This window comes from Pseudomonas sp. TCU-HL1 (genome assembly GCF_001708505.1).
GTDB lineage: Bacteria > Pseudomonadota > Gammaproteobacteria > Pseudomonadales > Pseudomonadaceae > Metapseudomonas.
The window spans coordinates 506,544-519,354 of the sequence record NZ_CP015992.1 but is presented as its reverse complement, the minus strand read 5'-3'; the positions used below and the strand labels follow the sequence as shown (position 1 = coordinate 519,354).

The 12,811-nt window shown below is 66.2% G+C and carries 10 protein-coding genes; 8 read left to right on the top strand and 2 right to left on the bottom strand.

The features are described from left to right. The first annotated feature begins 30 nt into the window (after positions 1-30). From THL1_RS02335 to THL1_RS02320, 4 genes are all read left to right on the top strand, one after another. A complete protein-coding gene (locus THL1_RS02335; protein WP_069081777.1) occupies positions 31-1,083 on the top strand; it encodes an extracellular solute-binding protein in 1,053 nt (350 codons plus the stop codon). A 190-nt stretch (positions 1,084-1,273) separates the two neighbouring features. Further along, positions 1,274-2,470, top strand: a complete 1,197-nt coding sequence (locus THL1_RS02330) for an amidohydrolase family protein (protein WP_069081776.1) — start codon at positions 1,274-1,276, stop codon at positions 2,468-2,470. Next, complete coding sequence (locus THL1_RS02325) at positions 2,467-3,966, top strand: amidohydrolase family protein (protein WP_069081775.1); 1,500 nt, start codon at positions 2,467-2,469, stop codon at positions 3,964-3,966. Before THL1_RS02330 ends, THL1_RS02325 begins: the two co-directional genes overlap by 4 nt. 14 nt (positions 3,967-3,980) lie before the next feature. Then, entirely contained in the window at positions 3,981-4,634 is a 654-nt protein-coding gene (locus tag THL1_RS02320; RefSeq protein WP_069081774.1) for a flavin reductase family protein, read from the top strand. Between the two features lie 148 nt (positions 4,635-4,782). Here the strand turns inward: THL1_RS02320 and THL1_RS02315 are convergent, their stop codons facing one another. Further along, positions 4,783-5,667, bottom strand: coding sequence for a LysR substrate-binding domain-containing protein (locus tag THL1_RS02315; RefSeq protein ID WP_069081773.1), 885 nt, complete (start codon positions 5,665-5,667; stop codon positions 4,783-4,785). 116 nt (positions 5,668-5,783) lie between these two features. Between THL1_RS02315 and THL1_RS02310 the strand changes: the two genes are divergently transcribed. From THL1_RS02310 to THL1_RS02295, 4 genes are all read left to right on the top strand, one after another. After that, positions 5,784-6,632 (top strand): EamA family transporter, encoded by an 849-nt coding sequence (locus THL1_RS02310; RefSeq protein WP_145928246.1) that lies wholly within the window; start codon positions 5,784-5,786, stop codon positions 6,630-6,632. Positions 6,633-6,767: 135 nt separating this feature from the next. Next, positions 6,768-8,231 (top strand): sigma-54 interaction domain-containing protein, encoded by a 1,464-nt coding sequence (locus THL1_RS02305; RefSeq protein ID WP_069081772.1) that lies wholly within the window; start codon positions 6,768-6,770, stop codon positions 8,229-8,231. Between the two features lie 277 nt (positions 8,232-8,508). Further along, positions 8,509-9,897, top strand: a complete 1,389-nt coding sequence (locus tag THL1_RS02300) for a GntP family permease (protein WP_069081771.1) — start codon at positions 8,509-8,511, stop codon at positions 9,895-9,897. 155 nt (positions 9,898-10,052) lie between these two features. Then, positions 10,053-11,609, top strand: coding sequence for an acyl CoA:acetate/3-ketoacid CoA transferase (locus tag THL1_RS02295; RefSeq protein WP_069081770.1), 1,557 nt, complete (start codon positions 10,053-10,055; stop codon positions 11,607-11,609). 220 nt (positions 11,610-11,829) lie between these two features. On the opposite strand, the gene speB is transcribed toward THL1_RS02295, so the two are convergent. Beyond that, positions 11,830-12,792, bottom strand: a complete 963-nt coding sequence (gene speB, locus THL1_RS02290; protein WP_069081769.1) for an agmatinase — start codon at positions 12,790-12,792, stop codon at positions 11,830-11,832. Positions 12,793-12,811 lie beyond the last annotated feature (19 nt).

The window sequence follows — 12,811 nt, the reverse complement described above, 5'->3', positions numbered from 1 at the left end:
CCAACCTGTTCTTCAACCCGGAGAAAAACAATGAAGTTGAAAGCATTGCGTCATGGGGTAGCCGGTCTGACCCTGAGCTGTTTCGCCGCCGCCTTTGCCCAGGCGGACGAGCCCAAGGAACTGTTCTTCTACAACTGGACCGACTACTACCCGGTGGAACTGCTCGCCAAGTTCGAGAAGGAAACCGGCATCAAGGTCACCATGGACGGCTACGACAGCAACGAGACCCTGCTGGCCAAGCTGCAGGCCGGCGGCGCGGCCTACGACGTGATCGTGCCGTCGCACTCGATCATGCGCACCCTGATCGAACAGGGCTACCTGCAGGAAATCGACACGCCGAGCCTGCCGAACTTCGCCCACGTGAAACCGGCCTTCCGCAACCCCGACTTCGACCCCGGCCGCAAGTACTCGGCGCCCTACCTCTGGGGCACCACGGGCTTCTCCTATGACAGCGCGCGGGTGACGGGCGGCAAGCTGGACGACTCCTGGAAGGAATTCTTCGAACCGCGTCCCGAACTGCAGGGCCAGCTCGCTGCGCTGGATACGCCGAGCAGCGTGATCAACGCCGCCAGCCACTACCTGGGTGTGGACGAATGCAGCGAAAACCCGCAGGACGCCAAGCGCATCCTCGAACTGCTGCAGAAGCAGAAGCCCTTCCTGAAGATGTACAGCTCTGACAACACCGTGGACCGCATGGCTTCGGGCGAGGTCATCATGATGCAGAACTGGAACGGCTCCACCGCCCGCGCCACGCTGCAAAAGAGCAGCATCAAGTACGTCTACCCGCGCGAAGGCGTGGCCATGTTCCAGGACAACTTCGCCGTGCCGAAAAGCGCGCCGCACCCGGGCAACGCCAAGGTCTTCATCGACTGGATGATGAAGCCCGAGAACGCCGCCGCTGTGTCCAACGCCATCGCCTACGCCAACGGCATCGACAGCGATGCGCTGCTGGACAAGAAGTGGAAGGTGATGGACGCCATCAACATGCCGGACGAGTACGCCGAGCGCCTGCGCCCCGAGAAGGAATGCAGCAACCAGGCCCGCGAGCTGCAAGACCGCATCTGGTCCAAGCTCAAGGGCTGACATCGCTTTTGTAGGATGAGGTAGAGCGAAGCGAAACCCATCGATCCGTGCACGGCAGCATGGGTTTCGCTTCGCTCGCGGAACGCCGCCCGACCCATCCTACGAACTGAACCCACCTGTGGGAGCGAATTCATTCGCGAAGGACCGCGCAGCGGTCCCCCAACCTTTGCAATCTGCCCACGAGGTCCCCATGACCGACACCTATTGGCTGCGCAATGTCCGCCCCTTCGGCGGCGCGGCCGAAGACTTCCTCATCCAGAACGGCCGATTCGCCGAGCGCCGCCCGGCGAGCGATGCACCGCTGGCCGCCTCTGATATCGACGGCGCCGGCCAGCTGATGACCTGCGCCCTGGTGGAAAGCCACATTCACCTGGACAAGACCCTCTGGGGCCAGCCCTGGCGCCCCAACAGCGCCGGCCCGACGCTGAAGGACTACATCGCCAACGAGCGCCGCGTGCTGCGCGAAGTCACCGCGCCCATCGCCGAGCGCGCCGGCGCGCTGCTGGAAAACTGCATCGCCCGTGGCTCGCTGACCATGCGCTGTCATGTGGACATCGACCCCGAATTCGGCCTGCGCCACGTCGAGGCCATGCAGGCCCTGCGCGAGCACTATCGCGACCTGATCGACCTCGAGTTGGTGGTGTTCCCGCAGACCGGCCTGGTCAGCCGCCCGGGCACCGCCGAGCTGATGCGCGAAGCCATGGGCCTGGGCGTCGAGAACGTGGGCGGCCTCGACCCCTGCGGCATCGACAACGACCCCATCGCCCAGCTGGACATCGTCTTCGGCCTGGCCGCCGAGTTCGACCGCGGCGTGGACATTCACCTACACGACAAGGGCGAACTGGGCCTCTGGCAGATCGCCCGCGTCGCCGACTACACCGAGCGGTTCAACCGCCAGGGCCGGGTGATGATCAGCCACGCCTACTGCCTGGGGATGGCGCCCTGGAGCCAGGTCAAACCACTGGCCGAGCGCCTGGCCGCACTGGATATCTCGCTGATGAGCTCGGCTCCAGCCGACTGCGCCGTGCCGCCCTTCCTCGCCCTGAGCCAAGCGGGCGTGAACCTTTGCCTGGGCTCCGATGGCATTCGCGACGCCTGGTCGCCCATGGGCAACGGCGACATGCTGGAGCGCGCGATGCTCCTGGCCTTCCGCTTCGACCTCGCCAAGGACGAGGAACTGGCCGCCGCCTTCGACGCCGCCAGCCAGAACGGCGCCAGAGCCCTCGGTCTGGCGGAACACGGCCTGGTCATAGGCAGCAGCGCAGACTTCCTGCTGATGGACGCGCAAAGCCTCGGCGAAGCCGTGGTGGCACGGCCGCAGCGCCAGGTCTATCGCGCCGGAAAACTGATCGCCGCCCAGGGCCGCCCGCTGGAGAGCCGCCTGTGAGCGCACCGCGCGTCGGCCTGAAAGCGAGCTGCGTGGTGGGCTTCGACGGCCAGCGCCATGTGCTCTGGCGCGATGGCGAAGTGGTGATCGAAGGCTCGCGCATCCTGTTCGTCGGCCGGGGATTTCCTGGCCCGGTGGACCAGTGGATCGACTACGGCAATGCCCTGCTCGGCCCCGGCTTCATCGACCTGGACGCTCTCGGCGACCTCGATTCCACCGTGCTCTGCCTGGACAACGGCGATGAGCGCGGCATGGGCCGGATGTGGTCGGCGGAGTACCTCGTCCGAGGCCCACGGGAGAGCTACAGCTTCGAGGAAGAAGTCTTCAAGTACCGCTACGCCTTCACCCAACTGATCCGCAACGGCATCACCACCGCCATGCCGATCACCTCCATGTACTACCGCGAGTGGGCGGAAACCTACGACGAATTCGCGGAGGTTGCGGACGTTGCCGCCGAGCTGGGCCTGCGCACCTACCTCGGACCCTGCTACATGAGCGGCATGCAGTACTTGCAGGCAGACGGCAGCCTCGCCGAACACTGGGACGAGCCCCGCGGCCTGGCCGGGCTGGACGCCGCCGAACGCTTCTTCCGCGACTTCGACGGTGCCCACGACGGACTGATTCGCGGCGCGCTGCTGCCCGACCGCATCCAGACCTGCACCCCGGCACTGCTGCAACGCACTAATGCCCTCAGCCGCGAACTGGCCGCCCCGGTGCGCCTGCATTGCTGCCAGGGGACAGGCGAAGTGGCACGGGTGAAGACGCTGCGGGGCAAGGCCCCGCTGGCCTGGTTGGAGCAGCTGGACCTGCTCGGCCCACGCACCGTGCTGCCCCATGGCATCTACATCGAAGGCGACGATGACCTCGCGCGCCTCGCAGACAGCGGCACCAGCCTGGTCCACTGCCCGGTGGTGTTCGCCCGCGATGGCGAAGCACTGGACTCCTTCAGCCGCTATCGCGCCCGGGGCATCAACTTCGCCCTGGGCACCGACACCTGGCCGGCAGACCTGCTGGACAACATGCGCCAGGGCCTGAACATCGCCCGCATCAAGGAAGGCGGTAGCGCCGACACCAGCGCCCTCGACCTGTACAACGCCGCCACCCTCGGCGGCGCCAAGGCCCTGGGCCGCGACGACCTCGGCCGCCTCGCCCCTGGCGCCAAGGCGGATATCACCGTCTTCAACCTCGACGGCCTGCACCTGGGCCCGCTGTTCGACCCGCTGAAGAACCTGATCCTTGCCGGCCGTGGCGACGACTGCATCGCCAGTTGGATCGACGGCCGCTGCGTGATGGAAGGCGGCCAGGTCAACGGCGTCGATTACCGCGACCTGCAACACCAGGCCCAGCGCCAGTTCCACAAACTGATGCAGAGCCACGCCGACCGTGCCTTCGGCCAGCCCGACTGGCGCGGCCTGTTCCAGCCGGCAATCCCCTTCGCCGACGCTTGGAGTGTGGAACGCCCGCTTTGCACCCTCGCCAGCCAGCCCGACCAATAACCAGAGATCACCCCATGCTGAGCTTCGACTTCGCTCAACTGAGCCCCCGCGAGAAGTACAAGATCCTCATCGGCAGCGTGGTGCCCCGGCCCATCGCCCTGGTCACCACGGTGGACGGCGAAGGCCGCGCCAATGCCGCGCCCTTCAGTTTCTTCAACGCGCTGTCCGCCGACCCGCCGATTCTCGCCCTAGGCGTGGAGAATCACGCCGACCTCAGTCCCAAGGACACCACGCGCAACATCCTGCTGAACCAGGAATTCACCGTGAACATCGTCTCCGATGCCCTGGTGGAAGCCATGAACGTCTGCGCCGTGCCCTTCGAACCCGGCTTCGATGAACTGCTCGCCGCCGGACTCACCGCCCTGCCCGGCAGCCGTGTCGGCTGCCCGTACATTGCCGAGGCACCGGTGGCCCTGGAGTGCCGGCGGATGATGGGCCTGTCCATCGGCCAGTCGCGGGAAATCATCCTCGGTGAAGTGCTGATGGTTCATGTACGCGACGAGCTGATCGACCCGAAAACCCTCTACATCGACCAACTCGGCCTCGACGCCATCGGCCGCATGGGTGGCCACGGCTATGCCCGCACGCGGGAGTACTTTGACCTGCCGACGCGGTCGTTGCAGGCGTGGCGGGAGGAACCGGGGGCGGGCGAACGGGTTTGGCCGTGACACTGTGAGGGCGGCTCTTGTAGGTTGTGGCTGAGCTACGCGAAGCCCAACGCCCGGCCCAACCGGGAATCGTTGGGTTTCGCTTCGCTCTACACCAACCTACGGGACTGTGGATTTCGAGGCGGCACAGAATGGCTCCCCTCGCCCTTCAGGGAGAGGGGTTGGGGGAGAGGGCATCCGCCGCCACTTCGAAGAAAGCCCTCACCACCCGCAATTCCGCATAGCTCTCCAGGCACGCCAGGTAGTGCCGGCTGACCAGCCCTTCGCCCTTCAGTGGCAGTGCCGCCACCCGTGGATCACGGGGCACTTCCAGCGAGTACAGGATGCTCACCCCGAGCCCCGCCGCCACGGCCTCGATCACCGCTTCGCGGCTGTTCAGCTCCAGCGCCGCGCGCAATTCCAGGCCCTGCTCAGTGCAGGCCTTTTCGAAGGTGCGCCGGGTCAGGGAGGCGGGCTCGCGCTGCAACAGCACTTCACCGCGCAGCTCATTCAGGGCCACCTCATTGCGCGTACCGATCCACGGGTGCGCCGCTGGCAGCAACAGGCACAGCCGCGCCTCGCCAATGGGTTGCAGGCGCAGGCCGGGGCGCTCGCTCATGTCGCTGATCAGCGCCAGGTCCACCCGCTCGCCATTCAGCGCGGTAAGGGTTTCCTGGGTGTTGCCCAGACGCAGGTTGATGGTCACGCCGGGATGGCGCTCACGCATCTTCGCCAGCAGTGGCATCACTAGGTGCGGGCTGTCCGCGGCGAGGTCAAGGCGGCCGGACTCCAGCGCCTGGCTAGTCTTCAGCAGATCCTCGGCCTGTTCCGCCAGGGCGAACAGCGGGTGGCTGATGGCGGCCAGGCGGCGACCCAGCTCGGTAGGTTCCACCTGGCGCGCAGAGCGGCGCAGCAGGCGCACCTGATAGTGCTCTTCCAGCGCCTTGATATGCCCGGTCACCGCCGGCTGGCTGATGCACAGGCGCTCGGCGGCGCGGGTGAAGCTGCCCTCGCGGACCACCGCATCGAAGGCGCGAAGCTGGAAGAGGTTCATGGTTATTCCATCAGCAGGACTTATTCGACGGATAACGATAAACGATTTGAATGATGGACTGATGAGCCCGCACGCTACGCAACATCCGCCCTGCTCTACCGCCGCTGGAGTCCCCCGTGCTCGCTGACACCGACCTCGCCACCCTGGTGGTCCTGCTCTCCGCCCTGATGCACGCCAGCTGGAACGCGGTGATCAAGGCCGGCAGTGATCGGCTCTCGTCGATGGCCCTGGTGGATGGCGTGGCCTTCTGCTTCAGCGTTGCCCTGCTGCCCCTGGTCAGCCCGCCGCCGCTAGTGGTCTGGGGGCTGATCGGTCTTTCGGTCGTGGTGAACACGCTCTATCGCCTGCTGCTGATCCGCGCCTACCACTACGGCGACTTCGGCCAGGTCTACCCGGTGGTGCGCGGCCTGCCGCCGCTGCTGGTAGCGCTCTGTGTGGGACTGCTGTTCGGCGAACACCTTTCCGGCGCCATGCTGCTGGGCATCGTGCTGATTTCCGTCGGCATCCTCAGCCTGCTCTCCACCCGCCTGGAATCCAGTTCCCTCAAGGCGCTGGGTTGCGCAGCGCTGGCGGGGGCCGGCGTGGCGCTCTACACGCTGATCGACGCCCAGGGTGTGCGCCGTGCCGACAACGTGCTGCAGTTCGTGGTGTATCTGACGCTGATGCAGAGCATGACTATCCCGCTGCTCGCCTGGATGCGCCGTGGCCCGCTGGTACTGCGCTTCGCCCGCGACAACTGGCGCATCGGCCTGTTCGGCGGCTTCAACTACTGCGTGGCCTACGGCCTGGTGCTGTTCGCCATGACCCTGGACAACGTGGCCAAGGTCGCCGCCCTGCGCGAAAGCAGCGTGATCATTGCCGCCATCATCGCCAGCCTGGTGTTCAAGGAGCCCTTCGGCATCCGCCGCATCCTCGCGGCCTGCGTGGTTACCGCGGGCATCCTGCTGATCAAGATGGTGGATTAGCGCCCGGACTGGGCAACCGCTTGACGGGTTTCGCTCCGCTCTACGCATCCTACGTGGCGTAACGATTGGCGATGATGTACAGCGCGCGGACGATGCCATAATCGCTGCCCGATGATTCAGCCGGATGCCCCTTTCATGCCCATCGCCAGCGAAGACATCGACCAGAACGGTCTGGTCATCGGCGTCTCTCCCGAACGGTTCCGCGAAGTGGCGATGCCACTGCTGTTCGACCACCTCAACGCCCAGTGCGAAGGCACCATTGCGGTGAATCGCCAGGCGCGAATCGTCTGGATCAACGACAAGTACGCCGAGAAGGTCGGCATCCGCGACCCGCGCAGCGTGCTCGGCAAGGAAATCGAAGAGGTGCTGCCCGCCAGCCGCCTGCGCGAAGTGGTGCAGAACGGCCAGCCGAGCATGCTCGACCTGATGGCCTTCGGCGACGAGCACTTCGTGGTCACCCGCATTCCCCTGCGCGATGAAGACGGCACGCTGGTGGGTGCGCTGGGCTTCGTGCTGTTCGACCGTGCCCGCCACCTGCAACCGGTCATGGCCAAGTACAACCAGTTGCAGACCCAGCTCGCTGCCACCCAGCGCGAACTGGCCAAGGCCCGCCGCGCCCGTTACACCATCGCCGGCTTCATCGGCACCAGCGCCGCCGCCAGCGAGGTCAAGCGCCAGGCCCGCCGCGCCGCACAACTGGACGCCACGGTGCTGCTGCGTGGCGAAACCGGCACGGGCAAGGAATTGCTGGCCCAGGGCATCCACAACCTGTCGCTGCGCGCCAACGGGCCCTTCGTTGCGGTGAACGTCGCGGCCATACCCGAATCCCTGGTGGAAGCCGAACTCTTCGGCACCGCCCCCGGCGCCTTCACCGGCGCAGACAAACGCGGCCGCGCCGGCAAGTTCGAGCTGGCCGACGGCGGCACCCTGTTCCTCGACGAGATTGGCGACCTGCCGCTGCCGCTGCAGGCCAAGATGCTCCGCGTGCTGCAGGAGCAGGAGGTGGAGCCGCTGGGTTCCAATCAGGTGAAGGCGCTGAACGTACGGGTGATCGCCGCCACCCATGTGGACCTGGAAGCGAAGGTGGCTGCCGGACAGTTCCGCGAAGACCTCTACTACCGGCTCAACGTGCTGGCCCTGCGCCTGCCGCCCCTGCGCGAACGGCGTGAAGACCTGCCGGCGCTGATCGAACACCTGCTGGACGACATCGCCAGCCGCTCCGGCCAGCCGCCCCTGGAGCTGGCCGCAGACGCCCTGCAACTGCTCCAGGCGCAGCCCTGGCCGGGCAATGTGCGCGAACTGCGCAACCTGCTGGAACGGGCCCAGATGAGCAGCGACGCCGGCCCCCTCGGCGCCGAGACCCTTCGCGCCCTGCTGGTAAATCCGCTGCCGGCCGGCGCTCCCGTTGCATCCCCTGCACCACCGCCCGCGCCTGTCACCGGCGAGGTCCGCCCCCTGGCCGACAGCATGGCCGCCGCTGAACGCCAGGCCATCCTGGCCGCCCTGGCCGCCTGTAACGGCAACCGCACCCAGGCCGCCGAACAGCTCGGCATCGCCCGGGCGAGCCTGTACAACAAGTTGCAGGTGCATGGGTTGTAGGCAGGAGATTCCAGGAAGACGTCCTGTGGGAGCGAATTGAACCCTTCCTGAGCGTCCAGCTTTATGGACAGCCCACCCGAATAACGTCCAGATACCTGGTCACCGCCCAGAATTCTGGACAATCACATCACGACCATCCAAGCCCTCCTGGGTTCTCAGAAACCCTGTCCCAGAGCCGTTACAGAGCCAAAAACCCACTTCTGGCACAGCTTTCGCTCTAACGCCTCCTACACGCCGCCCCGACGCAGCGGAAAACAACAACAAGAAGGAAGTCCCCATGGGCACCCTAGGAATCCTGATTTCTCTCGCTCTGCTGATGTACCTCGCCTACCGAGGCATCAACGTCCTGCTTCTCGCGCCCCTGCTCGCCCTGCTCGCGGTGTTGTTCGCCGGCGACGCGGCGCTGCTGCTGCCGACCTACACCCAGGTCTTCATGAAGGCGCTCGGCGGCTACCTGATCCAGTTCTTCCCGCTGTTCATGCTCGGGGCCATCTTCGGCAAGTTGATGGACGACTCGGGGTCCGCCCGCGCCATCGCCCACGGCATCGTCAGCAAGATCGGCAGCTCCCGCGCCGTGCTGGCCATCGTCATCGCCTGCGGCATCCTCACCTACGGTGGCGTCTCGCTGTTCGTGGTGGCCTTCGCGGTCTATCCCATCGGCGCGGCGCTGTTCCGCGAGGCGGGCATTCCCAAGCGCATCCTGCCGGGCGCCATCGCCCTGGGCTCCTTCACCTTCACCATGACGGCCCTGCCCGGCACCCCAGCCATCACCAACGCCATCCCGATCCCTTTCTTCGGTACTGACACCTTCGCCGCTCCCGGCCTTGGCCTGCTCGCTGGCGTGGTGATCTTCGCCCTGGGTTCCTGGTGGCTGAACAACGAAGCACGCAAGCTGATTGCCGCTGGTGAAGGCTATGGCGAGCATGCCGACGATCCGCAGGGTCAGGATACCCAGCCGAGCACCGGCTTCTGGCTGGCGTTGCTGCCGATCCTGGTGGTCATCGTGCTGAACTTCCTGATGGCCAAGGTCTACCTGCCCGGCATCGACACCAGCTACCTGGCCAAGCCTGAGTTCGGCGGGCTGCAGGACGCCAAGTCGCTGATCGGCATCTGGGCCATCATCATCGCCCTCACCACCGCCATCACCCTGCTGGTGGCACTGCATTGGCGGCACTGGACCAACCTGAAGAAGAGTGTCAACGACGGCACCTTCGGCGCCATGCTGCCGGTGCTCAACACCGCCTCCGAAGTGGGCTACGGCAGCGTGATCGCCTCCCTGGCCGGCTTCGTGGTGATCCGCGATTTCCTGCTCAACGTCGCGCCGGGCAACCCGCTGGTGTCCGAAGCCCTGACGGTCAGCGCACTGGCCGGGATCACGGGCTCGGCCTCCGGCGGCATGTCCATCGCCCTCAAGGCCCTTGGCGCGCAGTACCTGGAAATGGCCAATGCCGCCGGGATCAGCCCCGAGCTGTTGCACCGGGTCGCCGCGCTGGCTTCCGGCAGCCTCGACACCCTGCCGCACAACGGCGCGGTAATCACCCTGCTGGCCATCTGCAAGCTGACCCACCGCGACTCCTACAAGTACGTGTTCATGACCAGCGCCTTGCTGCCGGTGGTGCCGCTGGTGTTGGTGATCGTGCTGGGGACCGCGTTCGGCAGTTTCTGATACTGCACCCAGGCGGCTCTTTTGTAGGGACGAATTCATTCGCCAAGGGCCGCACAGGGGCCCCCTCAAGACCCCGGGGCAGGACGTTGTCCCGCATGGCGAATGAATTCGCCCCTACAGTTTCCACACCCCGTTTGCATAGCTCGAGGAACACCATGAGCAAAGTGATGAGCGCCGCCGAAGCGGTGGCCCGGATTCCGGACAACGCAAACCTGGCCACCGGTGGTTTCGTCGGCATCGGTTTCGCCGAGGAAATCGCCATCGCCCTGGAACAGCGCTTCGCCGCCGAACAGGCGCCCCGCAATTTGACGCTGGTGTACGCGGCCGGGCAAGGCGACGGCAAGCGCCGTGGCCTCAACCACCTGGCCCACGAAGGTCTGGTACGCCGGGTGATCGGCGGACACTGGGGCCTGGTGCCGGGCCTGCAAAAGCTGGCGGTGGAAAACCGTATCGAGGCCTACAACCTGCCCCAGGGGGTGATCTCCCAGCTGTTCCGCGACATTGCCGCAGGCAAGCCGGGTCAGCTTTCCAAGGTCGGCCTGGGCACCTTCGTCGACCCCGAATTCGGTGGCGGCAAGCTCAATGCACGGACCACCGAGGAACTGGTTCGACGCATGCCCATCGAGGGCGACGACTATCTGTTCTACAAGGCTTTCCCGATTCACGTCGGGGTGATCCGCGCCACCAGCGCCGACGAGGACGGCAACCTCTCCATGGAGCGCGAGGCGCTGACCATCGAGAGCCTCGCCATCGCCATGGCCGCGCGCAACTCCGGCGGCCTGGTGATCGCCCAGGTGGAGCGCGTGGTTGCGCGGGATTCACTCAACCCGCGTGATGTGAAGATCCCCGGCATACTCGTCGACTGCGTGGTGGTGGCCAGCCCGGAGAACCACCAGCAGACCTTCGCCACCGCCTACAACCCGGCCTTCGCCGCCGAAGTGCGGGTACCGGTGGACAGCCTGGCGCCCATGCCGCTCGACCTGCGCAAGCTGATCGCCCGCCGCGCCGCCCTGGAGCTGCCGCCGGGCGCGGTGGTCAACCTCGGCATCGGCATGCCCGAAGGAGTCGCGGCGGTAGCCGCCGAGGAAGGCGTGATCGACCTGCTGACCCTGACCGCCGAGCCCGGCGTGATCGGCGGCGTGCCCGCCTCCGGCCTGGACTTCGGCGCGGCGAGCAATCACAGCGCGCTGATCGACCAGCCCTACCAGTTCGACTTCTACGACGGCGGCGGCCTAGACATTGCCTTCCTCGGCCTGGCCCAGGCCGATGCCGAGGGCAACCTCAACGTCTCGCGCTTCGGCACCCGCCTGGCCGGCGCCGGTGGCTTCATCAACATCAGCCAGAACGCCAAGGCGGTGGTCTTTGTCGGCACCTTCAGCGCCGGCCAACAGGACATCCGTATCGAAGACAGCGCCCTGCGCATCGTGCAGGACGGTGAGGTGCGCAAGTTCGTCCGCGAGGTGGAACACCGCACCTTCGCCGGCAGGCTGGCTGCCGAGTCGGGCAAGCCAGTGCTCTACGTCACCGAGCGCTGTGTGTTCCGCCTGACCCTTGAGGGGTTGGAACTGATCGAGATCGCCCCCGGCGTCGACCTGGAGCGAGACATCCTGCAACGCATGGATTTCCGCCCCATCGTGCGCGAACCGACATTGATGGATGCGCGGCTGTTCCGCGAGGCGCGCATCGGGCTGCGTGAACTGATCACCCCATAGATTTCGTGCGTGAAAACGCGGGCCCGTGGTTGGGCCCGCGTCTTTTTTCGACCTCCGCTACCCTCTCCCCAGCCCCTCTCCCTGAAGGGCGAGGGGAGCCAGTCCGCGCTCCATCGGACGTCCGAGTCAGTGGACCACGCTCCACTGGTCCACCATTCGCGGCCCGGTCGATCGCCGAATGGTGGAAATGAAGAGCGATTTCCACCCTACACCGGACCGCTTACTTCATCCCGAGCTTATGCCGCGCCGCGTATAGGCAAACCATCTCCATCGCCAGGGTCGCGCCAGCCAGGGCGGTGACTTCGGCGTTGTCGTAGGGCGGCGCGACTTCCACCACGTCCATGCCTACCAGGTTGATGCCGCGCAGGCCGCGGAGGATTTCCAGCGCCTGGTGGCTGGAAAGCCCCCCGCACACCGGCGTGCCGGTGCCGGGTGCGAAGGCGGGGTCAAGGCAGTCGATGTCGAAGGTCAGGTACACCGGGTTGTCGCCCACCCGCGCGCGGATGCGCTCGGCGATCTGCTCCGGCGTGTGCCGATGCACTTCGCGGGCATCCAGCACCTGGAAGCCCATCACGTCGTCATTGGTGGTACGCAGGCCCACCTGCACCGAGCGCGACGGGTCCACCAGGCCCTCACAGGCGGCGTGATAGAACATGGTGCCGTGGTCGATGCGCTTCACCTCTTCGTCCGGCCAGGTATCGCTGTGGGCGTCGAAGTGGATCAGCGACAGCGGGCCGTGCTTCGCCGCGTGGGCTTTCAGCAGCGGGTAGCTGATGAAGTGATCGCCGCCCAGGGTGAGCATGGCTGCGCCGGATTCGAGAATGCGCGCCGCATGGGCCTGGATGATCTCGGGGGTGTCCTGCGGGGTGCCGTGGTCGAAGGCGCAGTCGCCGTAGTCGATCACCGCCAGGTGGTCGAAGGGGTCGAACTCCCAGGGGTAATGCCGGGCCCAGGCCATCTGCACCGAGGCGGCGCGGATGGCGCGCGGCCCGAAGCGGCTGCCGGGACGGTTGGTGGTGGCGGTGTCGAAGGGCACCCCGCTCACCACCAGATCGACGCCGCGCAGGTCGCGGCTGTAGCGGCGGCGCATGAAGCTGGTGATGCCGGCATAGGTGGGTTCGGCTGCGGTGCCGTAAAGGCTGTCGCGGGTAATGGCCTGATCGTTGTCGAAGGCGTGGTCCATATCGGGCTCCATCGGTTTG